The organism is Algiphilus sp., from assembly GCF_023145115.1.
Classification (GTDB): Bacteria; Pseudomonadota; Gammaproteobacteria; order Nevskiales; family Nevskiaceae; genus Algiphilus.
In genome coordinates, this window is record NZ_JAGLEJ010000016.1 from 121854 (window position 1) to 138885 (window position 17032).

Sequence of the window (17032 nt, forward strand, 5' to 3'; positions counted from 1 at the left end):
GACCTTCCGCATGCAGAGGAGCATCCGATGAAGTCAGCCATCCGTCTCACCGTGGGTGCCATTGCCGGCGTGGCGATGTCGGCCACCGCGCTCGCACAGGAGCGCGAGCCGATGTCGGCCGCCCAGCTCGAGCAGTGTGCGCAGCAGGTACAGGCCCTGCGCGCGGAATCGGCGCGCCTCAACGCCGCCGCCGCCGAGCAGGACGCCGAGCGCGATGCGCTGGCCGAACTGCGTGCCGCGGTGGGTGAGTCGCGCGAGGCCGCGCAGCGCTACAACGAGCGCGCCACCGCCTTCAACGAGCGCATGGCCCGCTTCCGCGACGATCTCGCGGAGATCAATGCAACCCGGGACGCCTACGCCCAGCGCTGCGCCGAGCGCCCCTACCGGCGCGCGGACCTCGAGGCCATGCCGGCGCCGCTGCGCAACGCCATGCGCCAGGGGCTGGCCGACGTGCGCGTGCCCAACGCCGGTCCGCGCTGAGCCGCGGCGCGGTCAGCTCACGATGCCCAGCACGCCGGAGATGATCAGGTAGCCCGCGACGATGTAGTTGAGCAGGCGCGGCACCACCAGGATGGCGATGCCGGCAGCGAGCGAGATCATCGGCACGAGCGTGCTGGCGGCGAGGGTGATGGTCATATGCTTGTGCTCCCGGGTGGTGGACGACCGTTCGGGCATCATCCCGCGGCCGTGCGTCGGTCGCAATCCACAACGACCCGGAGGAGACCGGCATGCACCCACACGCAACCCACCGTCTGATCCGTCACGGCATCGCCGCCATGATCGTGGCGCTGATCGGCGGCTTCGCGCTCACCTTCGAGATGCTGCAGGGCATTTCGCTGTCGCCACTGCCGGTGTTCCTGGAGTACGACCTGCCGGGGACGGAGCGCGGGTGGCGCATCCTCCATCTCGGCATGCTGCTCAACGGGATCATGGCGATCGTGCTCGGCTTCGCGCTCGCGCGCGTGGCCGTGACCGCCCGCGGCGCCGCGATCGCGAGCTGGGGCATCGTGATCGCAGTCTGGGGGAACGGCATGTTCTACCTGTTCGGGATGTTCGCCGCCAACCACGGACTCAGCCTCCAGGACTCGCCACTCGGCGAAGCCAGCCTGGCGGGGGCGGCCGCCTTTCTGCCGGCACTGATCGGTGCGGTGTCGCTGCTGGTGGCGCTGATCGTCATGCTGATGGCCGGCCCGGGCCGCGAACCGGCCTGATCGTCCGGCGGCGTTCGCCGCGCGTTCAGTATCCGCCGACCACGATCGGGTCTCGGTTCCACCCGGAGGAGACATGATCGCAAGGACAGCGCGATGCCTCGCGTCCGCACTGCTCGCCCTGGTCCCGGTGCTGGCGTTCGCCGATGCGACGCCCGCGGGCACCTGGACGACGATGGACGACGACAGCGGCGAGCCGCGATCGGTGGTGGCGATCCGCATCGAGGACGGCGAGCTCCGCGGCCGCATCGTCGAGCTCATCGATCCACCCGAGCCCGATCCGGTCTGCGAGGCCTGCGAAGGCGAGCGCAAGGGACAACCGGTCGAGGGCATGGAGATCCTCTGGGGCCTGACCCGCGACGATGACCGGTGGAGCGGCGGCCACATCCTCGATCCGGAGAACGGCAAGGTCTACGATGCGCGCGTCTCGCTGCAGGACGGCGGACAGACGCTGAAGGTCCGCGGCTTCCTGGGCGTATCCCTGCTCGGCCGGACCCAGCGCTGGGAGCGCCGCAGCGCCGAATCGCCGTGAGCGCGGCCATGATGCGTCGACTCGGCAGGGCATCCGTTGCGCTCGCCATGCTCGCGCTGGCGATGCCGGCCTCGGCCTATCGCGAGGGCGCGCTGGTACTGCAGGCGGGATGGTTCCATCTGGCGCCGCAGGAATCCAGCGAGCCGTTGCGCACCCGGCTGGCACCGAGCGTGGTGGGCAGCCTGCTGGGCATCGATCCCGACTTCACCTCCGAGGGCACATCGACCGGCGTCAGCAACGCCCACACGCCGGCGCTGACGCTGTCGTACTACCTCACCGATCACTGGGTGCTGAAGGCCGAGGGCGGTGTGCCCGCCGAGTTCGACCTGTACGGCGACGGCGTCGTGCGGCCCACCGGACTGTCGGGCCTGCTCATCAACGTCGATCTGGGCGCGCCCGAGAACAATCCCATCGCCAGCGCGCGGCAATGGAGTCCCGCCATCCTGCTGCAGCGCTACTTCCGCGACGCGTCGGCCCGGCTGCGCCCCTACCTCGGCGTCGGCGCTTCCTATACCTGGTTCACCAACGTCGAGCTCAAGCCGGCCTTCAGCGATGCCCTCAACCGCAACTTCGGGCGATCGCTGGCCGTGGTCACCGGCAATCCGGGCCAAACCGTGGTCCGCGGCGACTCCGACTCGGCCTGGGCACCGATCGTCAACGCCGGCCTGTCCTACGCGCTGACGGATCGGTTGAGCCTGTCGCTGTCGCTGTCCTACCTGTTCCTCTCGACCACGTCGCGCATCACCATCGAGGCGGCCAACGGCACGCGCCTCGCCGAGAGCACCACCGAGCTCGATCTGGGCACCGCGGTGTCGTCGCTGCTGCTCTCGTGGCGCTGGGGTGGCGGCGACTGATGCGGGCACGCGCACCGGCCATGCGGATCATCGGCTGGTGCGCGGGTCTCGGTGCCCTGCTGCTGACGGGCTGTGGCGATGATCCGGCTGCCGACGCCGGCACGCTGTCGGCCGGTCGCTTCCAGGGCACGGTCGACGGCATCGCGTACGCGGCCGACGTGCGCTGTGTGGCGATCGACGCGCAGCGCTTCCGGTTCCGCTCGGACCGGAGCGATGTCGCCGACACCGACGGCGACGGACTGGTCATCACCGGCACGCAGACCGACGACCGCTTCGCGCTCACCGTGATGGTCGGCGATATCACCCACGAGAGCACCCGGCTGGACCGCTTCTCGCGCGACACCGGCAGTGCCTCCGGAAGCGGAACCATGACCCGGGAGGGCACCATCGGCCGGGTCCCGGTGCGATTCACGGTGCGCTGCAACTGAGCACTGCCGGGGATCAGGCGGCGCGGCGAAAGGGCTCGTCCGCGCGCGCATCGCGCAGTGCCGAGGCCCACCAGCGCAGACGGCCCAGCATGGTCGCCATTGCACGCGCCGAACGGCCGTCATCGCGCGGCATCCCGGTTCCGTCGAAGATGTCCCACGGGCCCGCGAAGCTCACCGTGTCGCGCACGCTCACCGCATGCAGCTCGGCGAATACCAGCCGCAGCTGCTCGACCGCGCGCAGCCCGCCGGAGACCCCGCCGTAGGACACGAAGGCCACCGGCTTGCCCGCCCATTCCACATCGACCAGATCGATGACGAACTTGAGCACGGACGGAAAGCTGTGGTTGTACTCCGGCGTGGCAATGACGAAAGCATCGGCGCGCGCCAGGCGCCGGCGCAGCGCGCGCACCTCGTCGCAGTCCTCGGACTCGTGCCGGTGCGGCATCAGGGTCAGTTCCGCCGGATCGACGACGTCCAGCGTGAAGCCGCCGTCGGCGGCGATGCGCGCGGCCGTCCACGCCCCCACGACGTCGCAGAAGCGGCCTTCGCGCGTGCTGCCGTAGATCAGGGCGATGTGCAGGGGGCGGGGCATGAGCGGTCCTCCATTGGCGCGCGGAGCGGGATTGCGCCGCGCACATCGTTCAGGGTAGAACCTCAACTTAAATTGAGGTCAAGGGCCCCGAAGATGGCGCTCGCGCATCCCGACGACAGGCACAAGCCGCTGACCGTCAGCCAGGTCGCCCGGCGCAGCGGCGTGGCGGTGTCGGCCGTGCACTTCTACGAGGCCAAGGGCCTCATCCACGGCTGGCGTACCGAGGGCAACCAGCGGCGCTATCACCGCGGCGTGCTGCGGCGCATCGCCATCATCAAGGTGGCGCAGCGCACCGGCATGCCGCTGGACGCCATCCGCCAGGCGCTGGATACGCTGCCGAGCCGGCGGGCGCCAACCGCCGAGGATTGGCAGCGCCTGTCCCTGAACTGGCGCGCCGAGCTCGATCAGCGCATCGAGAAGCTCGCTCAGCTGCGCGACCAGCTGGATGACTGCATCGGCTGCGGCTGCCTGTCCATCGAGACCTGCCCGCTGCGCAACCCCGCCGACACGCTCGGTGATCGCGGACCCGGGCCGCAGATCCTGGAGCCGGGCCCGGCGCGCAGCGACGATTCCGCCTAGCCCATCATCAGGACCGGCCGCCCGGCGATCCACGGGTGCACGACGATGAGCAGCGCCGCAATGGCGAGTCCGATCAGCGCGCTCACGAGGGTCTTCGGCCAGCCCACGCGCGGGGGCTTCCGACGGGCACCGTCACGGCGATTGATGAAGATGACCTCCAGCACGGCCCAGGCGAGCAGGCCGCCGAAGAGGATCACCGAGCGCACCTCGCCGTTGGCCAGCAGATGCGCCACCGCCCACAGCTTGACGCCGGTGAGCTGCGGATGCCGGATGATCTGCTTGATGTCGGTGGGCGCGCGCGAGCTGATGAACAGCACCACCGCGATCGGCACCAGCAGCATGGTCAGATGGCGCAGCGCCACCGGCGGGTTGTACAGCGCTTCCGGCGGCATGGCACGCCAGCCGAGCACGATCAGCACCAGCGCCAGCACGAGCACCAGCGAGAACAGACCCTTGTAGGGACCCTCGCCGATGCGCGCGATGATGCCCGCGCGCGCTCCCGGCGCCATCGCCACGAAGAGGTGCGTGACGGCCCACAGGACCAGCCCGAGAATCAGCAGCATGACGCCTCTCCTGCCTTAGTTGTAGTGCCGGCAGGCTAGCACCGGCCGCTGCCGGCCGCGAGGCTCACGCGAGCGTGGTCAGGAAGCGCTCGTAGTCGCTGGTGACGCAGTCGGCGTAGTGGCGCGAGATGGCCGTGAACAGCCGCTTGAAGCCGGCTGCGTCGCCGTCGGTGGCGTCCTGCAGGCTGCGCTCGAAGGTGAAGGGCGCATCGGCGTTGAGCACCCGGCCGGCGCGCCTGTGCTCGGTCGCCAGCACTTCGCCCCAGATGCCCGCCATCTTGACGAAGCGCTTGCCGCCGTCCAGGGAGTCCGACGGAAAGTCCTTCTTGAACGGCGAGCGCTCGCGCACCGAGTAGACGCCATCGTCGAGCGCCAGCCAGCCGAGGTAGCGGTCGGGATGCTCGGCCAGCGCGTGGAAGCCGAGCGCATGACGCTGGCCTTCGTGCGCGAAGACGCCGTGATAGGTCGCGCGCTCCTCGGCGCTCATGGCGCCGTAGGCGGCCGGGCCGTCCTGGCGCTTGACGTCGAGGATGATGTCGTCATGCTCGCCGCCCCCTGCACCCTCGATCAGCACGTAGTAGCGCGGCGTGCCCAGCGAGCCGGTACCGGCACGCACGCGGCGCGCGATGTCCTTGACGGCGAAGAAGCCGGGGGCGCGGGCGTCGGCCACCGGGTCCTGCAGAGTCTGCCGATACGCCTCGAAGGCGGCGGTGAAGGCCTTGCGCTGCTGCGGCGACAGGCGCTTGAGCTTGGGATTGTCGAAGTCGAAGGCGCGCCGTCCGTTCTTCCGCTCGCGCGTCCACTTGCCGAGCATCTTCGCGCGCGTCTTCCGGCTGCCCACCTTCTCGAGAAAGCCGGCGAGCGGCGCCGGCGCGGTGTCGGCCGTGAAGTGCACCGCCTCGTCGGCGCGCTCGGGATCGAAGGCGGTGGCCACCTTCAGGTAGCGCTTCGCCATGCGGCGCAGCGCCTTCTCGATGGTGGCCTCGTCGTGATGGCCGTTCTCGCGTGCGTCCAGCACCAGGCTGATGCCGAGGCGCCAGAGGTCGTACTGGTAGTCGCTGACGATGGCGTCGTCGAAGTCGTCCAGCCCGTAGATCACTTCACCGTCGTGGTTGGCGAAGGCACCGAAGTTGTAGACGTGCGCATCGCCCTGGATCCAGGTCTGCGTGCCGGCGGTGCCGCCGTAGAAGGTGAAGCGCCAGTCCTTGTACAGATCCGCCCAGAACAGGTGGCTGGTGCCGCGGAAGAAGCGGTACGGGCTCTCCGCCATGGCGCTGTACTTGCGCTGCCGCGCCTCGCCGTCAAGATCGGCGTTGGCCTCGGCGATGGCCGTGCAGATCCAGTGGCGGCGGTTCTGCTGGGTGAGCTGCTTGATCTCCATGGTGGGTGCTGCGCCCTCTTGGCCCGCGGAGCCGCCGACCCTAGCACTCCGACAGCGCGAACCGCTCCTAAGGCGTCACGACCGGAAGAGCTGGGTGTAGCGCTCGAACATGTAGAGCCTGCCGCGGCGCGCGCCGGTCATCTCTCTGAGCAACCCGAGCCGCTCCAGGTCTTCGATCAATCGATAGGAGGGAGGAAGCGTGAGACCGGTGATCTCGCTCACCTTGGCCGCGTCGATGATCGGCGACTGGTATAGCGCCCTGATGACCCTGGACGCGTTCGCCGCCCGCGCGCCGAGCACCTGCACCGCCTCATCGACCTCCCTCTGCAGCTGCAGGATCGCGTCGAAGGTCGCTATGCCGCGCTCAGCGGTTTCGATCATGCCGACGAGAAAGAACTTGAACCACTGGGCAAGATCGCTCTTCTCGCGAACGCGCATGAGGTTGTCGTAGTAGTGCGTCCGATTGCGTTCGAAGAAGTCGGACAGGTAGAGGACCGGTCGCTTCAGGATGCCCTGATGCACCAGATACAGGGCGATCAGCAGGCGTCCCACGCGACCGTTTCCGTCCAGGAAGGGATGGATGGTCTCGAACTGGTAGTGCACCAACGCAATCCGCAACAGATCGGGCAGGAATATCGACTCGTTGTGCACGAATTGCTCAAGGTCGCCCATGAGCTCGGAGATGCTGGAGTGGACGGGCGGCACGAAGGATGCATCGGAAATGCTGGCGCCCCCGATCCAGTTCTGGCTGGTTCGATACGCACCGGGCTGCTTGTGCTCACCGCGCACCCCCTGCATCAGCACCCGGTGAACCTCTCGAATCAATCGCGAAGAAATGGGAAGCCGCTCCAGGGCGCCGATGGCATGGTCCATCGCGGATATGTAGTTCTGAACTTCTTCCCAGTCGTCGCGCTTCTCGGAAGGCACGTCGTCGCGATCCAGCAGTGCCTCATCGACACGGGTCTGGGTCCCTTCGATCCGACTGCTTTCGGTGGCCTCCTTGACCACGTGCATGCGGATGAACAGATCGATGTTGGGAACGTACTCGGAGACCATGTCCAGCCTTCCGAGCTGGCGATCCGCCTTGCTGAGCAGGTGCTGGATCTCCATGTCGTCCAGCACCCAGGGCCGATTGATCAGCGCCGGCTGGAAGCTCTTGTAGCCTCGCTGCGGAATCCAGCGTCCTGCGTGAAAGGTGCGCATCGCTGAGCTTTCATTACCCGACCCACTATTTAAGATACAGGGCGAAAACTTAAATAAGCAACCCGGCTATTTACGGGTGCGCGCAGCAGCCCGCGCTATGCCGGCTCCTCCGGCTCGTGACCGAGCGCGCCGTCTTCCGGCGGCTGCATCTCCGGCGCCGAAAGCGGGCGCGCGGCGTGGTCGAGGGTCTGCAGCTGCTCCTGTTCCTCGCCGCCGACCTGCAGGTCGCGGAACTTGCGCGCCGACACCAGCACGCGCGTCTCCAGCGAGCCGACGGCGCTGTTGTAGGCATCCACCGCGCTGTCGAGGCTCTTGCCCACCTTCTGCCAGTGACCGGCCAGCGTGCCGATGCGGTCGTAGAGCTCGCGGCCGAGCTTGGCGACCTTCTCGGCATTCTCGGCCAGATCCTGCTGGCGCCAGCCGTAGGACACCGCCTTGAGCAGCGCGATCAGGGTCGTCGGCGAGGCGACGATGACCTTGCGCTCGGCGCCGTATTCGATGAGGCTCGGATCGGACTTCAGCGCCTCGGAGAAGAAGACCTCGCCGGGCACGAAGAGCACGACGAACTCGGGGGTGCGCTCGAACTGCGCGAAGTACTTCTTGTCGCCAAGCGCATGGATATGGCTGCGCAGCTGCTGCGCGTGCTGCTTGAGCAGCCCGTTGCGCGCGGTCTCGTCGGCGGCCTCGATGGCCTCCAGGTAGGCCGACACCGGCGCCTTGGAATCGACCACGATGCGCCGCCCGCCGGGCAGGTGCACGGTCATGTCCGGACGCAGCCGGCCACCCTCGGCGCTGACGCTTTCCTGCTCGCTGAAGTCGACGTGCTCGGTCATGCCGGCCATCTCGGCGACGCGCTTGAGCTGGACCTCGCCCCAGCGGCCGCGCGTGTGCGGCTGGCGCAGGGCCTTGACCAGGCGGTCGGTCTCGCCGCGCAGCGCCGGAAGATGGGTCTCGATGAGCGCCTTCATCTGCTGGTTGATGGCGCCGTAGGCCTCGCTGCGCGCGGCCTCCAGCTTCTGGTTGTGGCTCTCCAGCTTGGTCAGCGATTCGCGCAGCGGCTTGACCAGCTCCTCGACCGCCTGCCTGCGCTTCTCCAGATCGTTCTTCGCCAGCTCCTCCTGGCGCTGGAAGCGCTGCTCTGCGAGCTGCAGCAGCGACTTCTTGCTGGCTTCCAGAGCCTCCGAAGACAGCGACTTGAAGCGCTCCTCGAGCTGCTCGCGGGTCGCTTCCAGCAGCTTCTGCTTCTCCTGCGCGGCCTGCTGCTCGGCCGCCATGCGTGTGCGCAGCTCGGCGGCGGCGGTCTGCTCGGCGTGCAGGCGGTCGCGCAGGTCGGTGGCCTCGGCGCGCACGCGCTCCAGCTCGGCCTCGCGCTCGGCGAGGCGCGTGGCCTGCGACTCGGCACGCGCCTGCAGGGCGGTGCATTCGTCGCGGGCGGCCTGCGCCGTATCGCGGCTGCGGCCGAGCGCGGCGCGCAGCATCACGGTCGCGATCAGCAGCAGCACCGCCAGCGCGGCGAGCGGGCCGGCGATCAGCCAGAACAGCGGTTCCTGCGCGAGGATTTCGATGGTCATGGCGCCAAGCGTGCCACGGTAGCGGGCTCACCACGTGATCCACGCAACGGCGCGGGGATGTCGACACCGCGTCACGCGGTGCGACTAAGCTTGCACGCCCCGCCCGACCCGCAGTGCCATGACCCTCGACGGCATCACCGCACACGGCCTGACCCGGCGCTTCGGCGCCACCACCGCGCTCGACGGCGTCGATCTCGCCGTGCCGGCGGGCTCGGTGCTGGGCCTGCTCGGCCCCAACGGCGCCGGCAAGACCACGGTCGTGCGCATCCTCGCCACGCTGCTGGAGGCCGATGCCGGAAGCGCCTCGGTCGGCGGCTTCGACGTGCGCACGCAGGCGCACGACGTCCGCCGGCGCATCGGCCTCACCGGCCAGTACGCCTCGGTGGACGACAAGCTCACCGGCCGCGAGAACCTCAAGCTGATCGCGCGGCTGCTCGATCTCGACCGTCGCGCGGCGGCGCAGCGCGCCGACGAGCTGCTCGCCGACTTCGATCTCGCCGACGCCGCCGACCGCCCGGTGCTGGGCTATTCCGGCGGCATGCGGCGGCGTCTGGACCTCGCCGCCAGCCTGGTCGGGCGGCCGGCCTTCCTGTTCCTCGACGAACCCACCACCGGCCTCGATCCGCGCGCCCGGCTGGCGCTGTGGCGGCTGGTCCGGCGGCTGGTGGCCGACGGCACCACCGTGCTGCTCACCACACAGTACCTCGAGGAGGCCGACGCGCTCGCCGACCGCATCGTCGTGCTCGACCGCGGCCGCGTCATTGCCGAGGGCACCGCCGACGAGCTCAAGGCGCGGGTCGGCGCGCAGACGCTGGTGGTGCGCGCGCAGGATCCGGCGCGGCTGCCCGAGCTGATCGCCATCCTGGAGGCGGTCAGCGGCCAGCGCGCCGAGACCGACGAGCGCCGCGCCAGCGTGCCCGCCGCCGATCCGGCGCTGCTGCCGCAGGTGCTGCGCCGCCTCGACGGCGCCGGCATCGCGGTCGACGAGCTGCTGCTGCGCGGCGCCAGTCTCGACGATGTCTTTCTGGCGCTGACCGGCCATCACGCCGAATCGGCAGACGGTGAAACGGAGGACGCAGCATGAGCCCCGCCCGCGAAGCGCACCCGGAACGCATCGGGGCGGCACGAACGCTGCGCCAGATCCGCGCGCTGGCTTGGCGCAGCATCCTGCAGATCCGGCACAACCCCTTCGAGCTCGGCGACTACAGCATCCAGCCGATCATCTTCCTGGTGCTGTTCCTCTACGTCTTCGGCGGCGCGGTGGCCGGCTCCACGGCCGACTATCTGCGCTTCATCCTGCCCGGCGTCGTCGTCATGAACATGGCCTTCGTGACCACCTACGTCGGCCACGGGCTCAATGCCGACCTCACCAGGGGCATCTTCAACCGGCTGCGGGCGCTGCCCATCGCGCGCGCTGCGCCGCTGGCCGGCCGCATCTGCGCCGACCTGGTCAAGCAGGCGTGGTCGGTGGTGCTGCTGCTGGCGGTCGGCTTCCTGCTCGGCTTCCGGATGGAAGCGCCGTGGCCCGGCGCGCTCGCGATGATCGCGCTGCTGCTGGTGTTCGCGCTGGCACTGTCGTGGATCATGGTGCTGGCCGGCGTGCTGGCGCGCGACCCCGAGCACGTGCAGATCTTCGGCTACACCACGCTGTTCCCCATCACCTTCGTGAGCAGCGCCTTCGTGCCGGTGGACACCATGCCGGCATGGCTGCAGCCGGTGGTGGGCGCCAATCCGATCTCGCTGCTCACCGACGCCTGCCGCGGCCTGCTGCTGGGCGGCCCGGTACTGGCACCGGCGGCCGGCGCGCTGCTCTGGGCGGCGGGCATCGCGGCGGTGTTCGTGCCGCTGTCGCTGTGGGCGCTGCGGCGCCGGCTGGCGCGGGGCTGAGCGTTCCGGTCGGGCTCAGGCCCGGCCGCGGGCCGTACCGGCGGTGCCGCCCACGGCGGCCCGCGCCACCCCGGCGCTCCAGCGCGCCAGGTCGTCCAGCAGCGTGTAGACCAGCGGCAGCGCCAGCAGGGTGAGGATGGTGGCGGTGAGCAGGCCGCCGATGACGGCGCGCGCCATCGGGTAGTAGGGCGGCCCCTCGCCGCCGATGGCGACGTCACCCAGCGCCAGCGGCACCATGCCGAGGATGGTGGTGAGCGCGGTCATGACGATGGGTCGCAGGCGCTCGCGCCCGGCGACCAGCAGCGCCTCGGTGCGCTCGACGCCCTCGCGGCGCAGGCGCTGCACGAGGTCGATCAGCACGATGCCGTTGTTGACCACGATGCCCATCAGCACCAGCACGCCGATCAGCGCCATCACCGTGAAGCTGGTGCCGGTGGCGGCGAAGAACCAGAACACGCCGATCACCGCGAAACCCACCGACGAGACGATAGCGCTGGGCGCGAGCCAGGACTCGAACAGCGCCGCCATGATGAGGTAGATGAGCGCGAGCGCCAGCAGCATGTTGACCATCATGGCGTTCATGGCCTCGGCCTCGCGGTCGAAGGCGGCGCCGAAGGACCAGCCGGTGCCGGGCGCGAAGGTCCAGGCATCTAGCAGCCCGGCGATGGCCGCGCGCGCATCCTGCGGCGTCACGTCCTCGGCGGTGGTGAACTGGAGTTCCACCGCGGTGCGTCGGTCGTGCCGCGAGATGCGATCCGGCGCACCGCCGAAGCCGAGCTCGGCGACCTGATCGAGGGTCAGCCGCTGCCCGTCCGCACCCTGCAGCGGGAGGCTGCGCAGCGCGTCGATGTCGGCGCGGTCGGATGCGCGCAGCTCCAGCAGCATGTCGTGCTCGCCGCCCGGTCCGCGCAGCGGGTCGAGCTCGGCGCCGCGCAGCGCGCCCGCCACCACCTCGGCAACGTCCTGCGCGCTCAGGCCGAAGTTCTGCGCACGCTCACGAATGACGCGCACGCGCAGTTCCTCGGCGCTGGCGAGATCCTCGGCGCCCACGGTGGCGATTTCGGGGAGCCCGCGCAGCACCGGCTCGAGCGCCTGCGCCATCGCGGTCACCGCCTCGACCCCGTCGCCGTGAATGCGCACCGCCATCGGATCGGCCTGCCCGATCCGCCCCGACTGGAAGCCGGGGCGGCCGATGGCGATGGGCGGCAGCGCCTCCAGGATGCGCTCGCTGATGCGCTGACTGCTCTGGGTGCGCGCATCCTCGGGGAGCAGGCTGATGACCGTCTCGGCGCGGCTCTGACGATAGTGCGTATAGATGCCCTCGATCTCGTAGGCGACCCGGTTGGCCAGCAGGTGCGCCTCGATGGGCTCGACCGCCTGCGCGCGGACGGTGTCGAGGGCATAGCTGCCGTGCAGGTTGTAGCGCAGCTCGATCTGGCTGGCCTCCTCGCGCGGGAAGAGGTCGATGCGCACCCACTGCGCCGGAAGCGCCACGCTGGCGACGAAGGCGATCACCAGCAGCGTGGTGATCAGGCGATGCGACAGCGTCCAGGCGAGCAGACGCTCGTAGCCGGCCGGCACGCGCTGCAGCCACGCCGGCACGCGCGGGGGTCGCGGCGCCGGCAGGCGTGCAGTGAGCTGCGGAATCAGCAGCAGGGCCACCGCCAGCGACGCCGCGAGGGATACCGCGATGGTGACCGCCACGTGCGACAGGTAGATGGTGACCTGGTTCTCGGCGCCGACGATGTTGGGCAGGAAGACGATCGCCGAGGTCGCGGTCCCGGCCGTGACCGCCAGCGCCACGCGGCGCACGCCCGACAGCGTCGCGTCGCGGGCGTCGGCGCCCGCCAGACGGTGGCGGTGCACCGACTCGCTGACCACCACGGCATTGTCGACCAGCATGCCCACCGACAGCATGAGCCCGGTCAGCGTCAGCACGTTGAGCGAGTAGCCGGCGAAGTACATCACGCCCAGGGTCACCGTCAGCGAGAGCGGCACGGCAGCGGTGACCAGCAGGGTCGTGCGCCACTCGCGGACGAAGGCGTAGAGCACGACCAGCGCGAACAGCGCGCCCAGCAGGCCGGCCTCGACGAGATCGTCCAGCGAGCTGCGCACATCGTCGGCAGCGTTGAAGCGCACCTGCACGTCGAGATCGGACAGCGCCGGCACCTCGCGCACGCGCGCGATCTCGGCGAGCGCGGCATCGGCCACCGCGACCAGATTGGCGTCGGAGGCCTTGTAGACGTTCACCCCCACCGCCGGCCGACCGTCGACGCGCCGCCCCTCCTCCGGAACCGGCTGGGCCAGCCGCACGTCGGCGATGTCGCCGAGCCGCAGGCCGTCGTCGCGAATGATCTGCGCGCGCACTGCCTCGACGCTGTCGAGCTGGCCATCGAGGCGCAGGCGATAGCGGCGATGGTCGCTGTCCAGGTGCCCGCCGGCGCGCTGGAAGTTGGCGCGACGGAGCCGGGCCGCGAGCTCGGCGAGCGCGATGTTGTGCGCCGCCATGCGCGCCGCCGACAGCGCGATGCGCACCTCGTCCGGCTGCACGCCGTAGATCTCGACCTGCGAAACCCCGGGCTGGCGCTCGATGGCGCGCACGAAATGGCGCTCCAGCAGCTCGTAGGCATCCGACAGATCGCGCTCCGCGGACAGACGCAGGTTGAGCACCGGCAGCGACCCGGAATCGAAACGGCGCACGCTGATGGTGGTCACGTCATCCGGGAACAGCGAGCGCGCCGCTTCCAGTCGGTCGCGTACCTCCATGCTCATGCGCGAGAGATCGGTGTCCCAGCCGAAGTGCACGAAGATGCTGGCACCGTCCGAGCTCGACCGGCTGCGCATGCCCTCGATGTTGCCGACCGTGGCCAGCGCGTCCTCGGCGGGTCGGGTGATGCGGCGCTCGATCTCGCTGGGGGTGGCATTGCGGTAGGGGATATCGACCGCAAGCGCGGGATAGCTGATATCCGGCAGGAAGGCCAGCGGCACCCGCTGCCCGCCCACGAGGCCGGTGACGAAGAGCAGCACGAAGAGCATGCTCACCCCCACCGGCCGCGCCACCGCCCAGGCGGTCGGGCTCATCCCGGTCGCGCTCCGCGCTCCACCAGCGAATAGACCGCCGGCAGCACCACCAGCGTCAGCAGCGTCGACACCGAGATGCCGCCGATCAGTGTCAGCGCCAGCGGACGGCGCAGCTCGGCGCCCTCGTCGCCGCCGAACAGCAGCGGCGCGAGGCCGAGCACGGTGGTCAGCGTGGTGATCAGGATGGCGCGGAGCCGCACGCGCGCCGCCTCCGCGATGGCGGCGTCGGGCGCGAGCCCGTCGGCGCGCAGCCTGCCGGCGAGATCGATCATGACGATGCCGTTCTTGACCACGATGCCGGCGAGCACGATGAAGCCGATCAGCGCCACCACATTGAGCGTGCTGGCGGTGGCCCACAGTGTCAGCACGGCACCGATGCCGGCCAGCGGCACCGTCAGCAGGATGACCAGGGGCTGGCTCAGCGACTCGAACTGCGCGGCCATGATCAGGTAGACCACGAACACCGCCAGGGTCAGCGCCAGCAGGCCGCTCGACAGGCTGGCATCGAGCTCGTCGGACTGCCCGGTGACCCGGGCATCGACCTCGGCGGGCAGGTCCATCGCCGCGATGTCCGCGGCCAGTGCCGACGCCGCCGCCCCGAGGCTGTCATCGGCCGGTCGTGCCGACACCACCGCCACGCGACTGCCGTCGGCGCGGCGGATCTCGGCCGGGCCGCGCTCGCGGGTCACGTCGGCCACCGCGGACAGCGGCAGGGCCGCCCCCCCTGCGGCCGGATTCACCGGCAGCGCGCGCAGCGCCGCGATGTCGCTGCGCAGCGCGTCGCCGCCGCGCACGCGGATGGCGATCTCGCGGTCGGGCAGGCGGTAATGCGTGGCCACCAGCCCGTCCACGGCGTTGGCGACGGTGTCGGCGATGCCCGCGCTCTCCAGCCCCAGCGCCGAGGCGCGCTGGGTGTCGAAGTCGACGCGCAGCTCGGGCTGCCCGCGGCGCGCGTCGTTCTCGACCTCGCCGTACCCGCGCGCATGCAGCATGGCTTCCACGCGTGCCGCCGCGGCGATCAGCGTGTCGAGGTCGTAGCCCGCCAGCTCCACGGCCAGCGGCGCGTCGAAGTTGAACAGGGTGGGCTCGGTGAATCGATAGTCGAGCTGACCGAAACCGTCGAGCGCGCGCGCCACGGCGGCGCGCACGACGGTCTCGGGAACGCCGGCGTCGCGATCGAGGCGCACCGACAGCTCGGCCTCGAAGTCAGCGCCGGTCTCGGCGCTGAGATTGAGTCGCGTGCCGACTCCGGCGCTGCCGTAGACGCCGGCCACGCCGGCGACCGATTCCGCGGCACGCGCCGCACGGGCGGCCACCTCGTCGGTGCGCGCCAGTGGCGTGCCCGGCGGAAGGGTCAGGTCGACGCGGAACTCGTGCTGCGCGAAGGGCGGGATCAGCGACACGCCGATGCGCGGCAGCAGGGCCAGCGCCAGCAGCCCGAGCAGCAGGGCGCCGGCGACAACGGTGGCGCGATGGGCCAGGCTGACGCGCAGCACGCGGTCGTAGCCCGCCGCAACCCGGCCGTGGCCGCGACGGAAGCCCGCCGATGCCGCCGTCAGCACGCGCAGCACCGGCCGGACGGCAAGCGCGGCGCCGCGATGGAGCGGCCGCATCAGCCGGCCGACGCGGCGCGCCCCGGCCGGGGCGGACGCATCCGCGCTCGCGCCACCGCCCCGCGCCGCAAGCGCCGGGATCAGGGTCAGCGCCACCATCATCGAGACGATCAGCGCACCGCTGATCACCACCGCCTGGTCGGCGAAGAGCTGGCCGGCAACGCCCTCGACGAAGACCAGCGGCAGGAACACCGCCACCGTGGTGGCGGTGCTGGCGATGACCGGGCCGGCCACCTCGCGCGTGCCGTCGATCGCCGCGTCCAGCGTGCTTGCGCCCGCATCGCGGCGCCGCGCGATGGCCTCCAGCACCACCACCGCGTCGTCCACCAGCATGCCGATGGCGAGCGCAAAGCCGCCGAGCGACATGACGTTGAGACCGATGCCGGCCGCGCCCATGATGCTGAAGGTGGTGATCACCGCCACCGGGATGGTCAGCGCGATCACCGCAGTGATCCAGCCCCGGCCCAGGAACAGCCAGAGCACCGCCACCGCCAGCAGACCGCCGAGGACGGCCGCGGTGCGCACCTCGTCGATGGCCGCGCGGATGAAGCGCGACTGGTCGAACAGCGGCTCCAGCGCGAAGCCGGCGGGCAGCTCACCGGCCAGCGCGTCGAGTGCCCCGCGCGCGGCATCGGCCACCGCCACGGTGTTGGCATCGCCTTCCTTGTAGATGGCGATCTCGACCGCTTCGACCCCGCCGACGCGGAAGACCGTGTCGCGCTCCGCAAAGCCCTCGCGCACCTCGGCGACGTCGCGCACGCGCAGGTCGCGGCCGCCGCGACGCTCGATGATGGTGTCGCCGATCTCGCCGATGCTGGCGAAGGGGTTGAGCGTGCGCACCAGGTAGCTGTTGGTGCCCTGCTCGACCTGCCCGCCGGAGATATTGGCGTTCTCCGCGGCGAGCCGGTCGCCGATGCGCTGCAGCCCGATGCCGAAGCGGGCCAGGCGCTCGACATCGGCAACCACGGCGATCTCTTCCTCCAGACCGCCGGCGATCTCCACCGCCGCGATGCCCGCCACCGATTCCAGCGGCCGCGCCACCGCGTCCTCGGCCAGCCGCCGCAGCCGTTTCAGCGCTTCGGGATGCTCGGCGCCGTCGGCGCGCACCAGCGCGTAGCGCACGATGGGATCGCCCCCGGGATCGAAGCGCAGCACCACCGGGCGACCGGCATCGCGCGGCAGGGTCAGCGCATCCAGGCGCTCGCGCACGTCGAGCACGGCCTCCGCCATGTCGGTGCCCCAGTGGTAGCGCAGCGTGACGTCGGCGCGCCCGATCTGCGAGCGCGACTCGATCCGGCGCAGCCCGCGCACCGCCCCCAGGGTTTCCTCCAGCGGTCGCGCCAGCAGGGTTTCGACCTCCTCGGGTGCCGCTCCGGGCAGTTCCGCCTGCACGGTGACCGTGGGATAGGACAGATCCGGCAGCAGGGTCACCGGCAGCCGGCCGGCCGCGACCAGTCCGAACAGCACCAGGCCGATGAAGACCTGGGTCACGGCGATGGGTCGCCGGGCGCTGCCGGCGATCAGGGCGTGCAGCATGCGC

16 protein-coding genes are annotated in these 17032 nt (G+C 70.5%); 8 read left to right on the forward strand and 8 right to left on the reverse strand.

From position 1 onward, the window contains the following. The first annotated feature begins 27 nt into the window (after positions 1–27). Positions 28–480, forward strand: a complete 453-nt coding sequence (locus KAH28_RS06080; protein ID WP_290575086.1) for a hypothetical protein — start codon at positions 28–30, stop codon at positions 478–480. Positions 481–492: 12 nt separating this feature from the next. Here KAH28_RS06080 and KAH28_RS06085 read toward each other — a convergent pair whose 3' ends face one another. Further along, a complete protein-coding gene (locus tag KAH28_RS06085; RefSeq protein ID WP_290575087.1) occupies positions 493–636 on the reverse strand; it encodes a DUF3096 domain-containing protein in 144 nt (47 codons plus the stop codon). A gap of 92 nt (positions 637–728) precedes the next feature. Here KAH28_RS06085 and KAH28_RS06090 point away from each other — a divergent pair, with 92 nt between their 5' ends. From KAH28_RS06090 to KAH28_RS06105, 4 genes are all read left to right on the forward strand, one after another. Then, positions 729–1211: a hypothetical protein gene (locus KAH28_RS06090; RefSeq protein ID WP_290575088.1), complete on the forward strand. Its 483-nt coding sequence runs from the start codon at positions 729–731 to the stop codon at positions 1209–1211. Between the two features lie 73 nt (positions 1212–1284). After that, a complete protein-coding gene (locus KAH28_RS06095; RefSeq protein WP_290575089.1) occupies positions 1285–1740 on the forward strand; it encodes a DUF2147 domain-containing protein in 456 nt (151 codons plus the stop codon). A gap of 8 nt (positions 1741–1748) precedes the next feature. Continuing rightward, positions 1749–2594 carry an OmpW family outer membrane protein gene (locus KAH28_RS06100; RefSeq protein ID WP_290575090.1) on the forward strand — a complete coding sequence of 282 codons (846 nt, stop codon included), beginning with the start codon at positions 1749–1751 and terminating at the stop codon, positions 2592–2594. Then, a complete protein-coding gene (locus KAH28_RS06105; protein WP_290575091.1) occupies positions 2594–3022 on the forward strand; it encodes a hypothetical protein in 429 nt (142 codons plus the stop codon). The genes KAH28_RS06100 and KAH28_RS06105 overlap by 1 nt, the downstream gene beginning before the upstream one ends. Before the next feature lie 13 nt (positions 3023–3035). On the opposite strand, the gene KAH28_RS06110 is transcribed toward KAH28_RS06105, so the two are convergent. Beyond that, positions 3036–3614, reverse strand: a complete 579-nt coding sequence (locus tag KAH28_RS06110) for an NAD(P)H-dependent oxidoreductase (protein WP_290575092.1) — start codon at positions 3612–3614, stop codon at positions 3036–3038. A gap of 93 nt (positions 3615–3707) precedes the next feature. On the opposite strand from KAH28_RS06110, the gene soxR reads away from it, so the two are divergent. Next, entirely contained in the window at positions 3708–4193 is a 486-nt protein-coding gene (soxR, locus tag KAH28_RS06115; protein WP_290575093.1) for a redox-sensitive transcriptional activator SoxR, read from the forward strand. Here soxR and KAH28_RS06120 read toward each other — a convergent pair. The 4 genes from KAH28_RS06120 to rmuC form a co-directional block, all read right to left on the reverse strand. Further along, positions 4190–4756 carry an NnrU family protein gene (locus KAH28_RS06120; protein WP_290575094.1) on the reverse strand — a complete coding sequence of 189 codons (567 nt, stop codon included), beginning with the start codon at positions 4754–4756 and terminating at the stop codon, positions 4190–4192. The genes soxR and KAH28_RS06120 overlap by 4 nt on opposite strands. 64 nt (positions 4757–4820) lie before the next feature. Continuing rightward, the gene (locus KAH28_RS06125; protein WP_290575095.1) at positions 4821–6137 is read right to left on the reverse strand and encodes a DUF2252 family protein; all 1317 of its coding nucleotides are present in this window, start codon (positions 6135–6137) and stop codon (positions 4821–4823) included. A gap of 75 nt (positions 6138–6212) precedes the next feature. Next, on the reverse strand, positions 6213–7340 hold the full coding sequence (locus KAH28_RS06130; RefSeq protein ID WP_290575096.1) for a Fic family protein: 1128 nt from the start codon (positions 7338–7340) through the stop codon (positions 6213–6215). A gap of 95 nt (positions 7341–7435) precedes the next feature. Further along, on the reverse strand, positions 7436–8911 hold the full coding sequence (rmuC, locus tag KAH28_RS06135) for a DNA recombination protein RmuC (RefSeq protein ID WP_290575097.1): 1476 nt from the start codon (positions 8909–8911) through the stop codon (positions 7436–7438). A gap of 118 nt (positions 8912–9029) precedes the next feature. Here rmuC and KAH28_RS06140 point away from each other — a divergent pair, with 118 nt between their 5' ends. Then, positions 9030–9995 (forward strand): ATP-binding cassette domain-containing protein, encoded by a 966-nt coding sequence (locus KAH28_RS06140; RefSeq protein WP_290575098.1) that lies wholly within the window; start codon positions 9030–9032, stop codon positions 9993–9995. Further along, complete coding sequence (locus tag KAH28_RS06145) at positions 9992–10798, forward strand: ABC transporter permease (protein ID WP_290575099.1); 807 nt, start codon at positions 9992–9994, stop codon at positions 10796–10798. Before KAH28_RS06140 ends, KAH28_RS06145 begins: the two co-directional genes overlap by 4 nt. Positions 10799–10813: 15 nt before the next feature. Here the strand turns inward: KAH28_RS06145 and KAH28_RS06150 are convergent, their stop codons facing one another. After that, a complete protein-coding gene (locus tag KAH28_RS06150; protein WP_290575100.1) occupies positions 10814–13879 on the reverse strand; it encodes an efflux RND transporter permease subunit in 3066 nt (1021 codons plus the stop codon). Then, positions 13876–17028: an efflux RND transporter permease subunit gene (locus KAH28_RS06155; RefSeq protein WP_290575101.1), complete on the reverse strand. Its 3153-nt coding sequence runs from the start codon at positions 17026–17028 to the stop codon at positions 13876–13878. Before KAH28_RS06155 ends, KAH28_RS06150 begins: the two co-directional genes overlap by 4 nt. Between the last annotated feature and the right edge of the window lie 4 nt (positions 17029–17032).

Bases quoted from the DNA above. Each gene is read 5' to 3' on its own strand.
- KAH28_RS06150 (WP_290575100.1), bottom strand. From the start codon at position 13,879: ATGAGCCCGACCGCCTGGGCGGTGGCGCGGCCGGTGGGGGTGAGCATG.
- KAH28_RS06145 (WP_290575099.1), top strand. From the start codon at position 9,992: ATGAGCCCCGCCCGCGAAGCGCACCCGGAACGCATCGGGGCGGCACGA.
- KAH28_RS06080 (WP_290575086.1), top strand. From the start codon at position 28: ATGAAGTCAGCCATCCGTCTCACCGTGGGTGCCATTGCCGGCGTGGCG.
- KAH28_RS06120 (WP_290575094.1), bottom strand. From the start codon at position 4,756: ATGCTGCTGATTCTCGGGCTGGTCCTGTGGGCCGTCACGCACCTCTTC.
- KAH28_RS06140 (WP_290575098.1), top strand. From the start codon at position 9,030: ATGACCCTCGACGGCATCACCGCACACGGCCTGACCCGGCGCTTCGGC.
- KAH28_RS06130 (WP_290575096.1), bottom strand. From the start codon at position 7,340: ATGCGCACCTTTCACGCAGGACGCTGGATTCCGCAGCGAGGCTACAAG.
- KAH28_RS06095 (WP_290575089.1), top strand. From the start codon at position 1,285: ATGATCGCAAGGACAGCGCGATGCCTCGCGTCCGCACTGCTCGCCCTG.
- KAH28_RS06125 (WP_290575095.1), bottom strand. From the start codon at position 6,137: ATGGAGATCAAGCAGCTCACCCAGCAGAACCGCCGCCACTGGATCTGC.
- KAH28_RS06105 (WP_290575091.1), top strand. From the start codon at position 2,594: ATGCGGGCACGCGCACCGGCCATGCGGATCATCGGCTGGTGCGCGGGT.
- KAH28_RS06155 (WP_290575101.1), bottom strand. From the start codon at position 17,028: ATGCTGCACGCCCTGATCGCCGGCAGCGCCCGGCGACCCATCGCCGTG.
- KAH28_RS06100 (WP_290575090.1), top strand. From the start codon at position 1,749: ATGATGCGTCGACTCGGCAGGGCATCCGTTGCGCTCGCCATGCTCGCG.
- rmuC (WP_290575097.1), bottom strand. From the start codon at position 8,911: ATGACCATCGAAATCCTCGCGCAGGAACCGCTGTTCTGGCTGATCGCC.
- soxR (WP_290575093.1), top strand. From the start codon at position 3,708: ATGGCGCTCGCGCATCCCGACGACAGGCACAAGCCGCTGACCGTCAGC.
- KAH28_RS06085 (WP_290575087.1), bottom strand. From the start codon at position 636: ATGACCATCACCCTCGCCGCCAGCACGCTCGTGCCGATGATCTCGCTC.
- KAH28_RS06090 (WP_290575088.1), top strand. From the start codon at position 729: ATGCACCCACACGCAACCCACCGTCTGATCCGTCACGGCATCGCCGCC.
- KAH28_RS06110 (WP_290575092.1), bottom strand. From the start codon at position 3,614: ATGCCCCGCCCCCTGCACATCGCCCTGATCTACGGCAGCACGCGCGAA.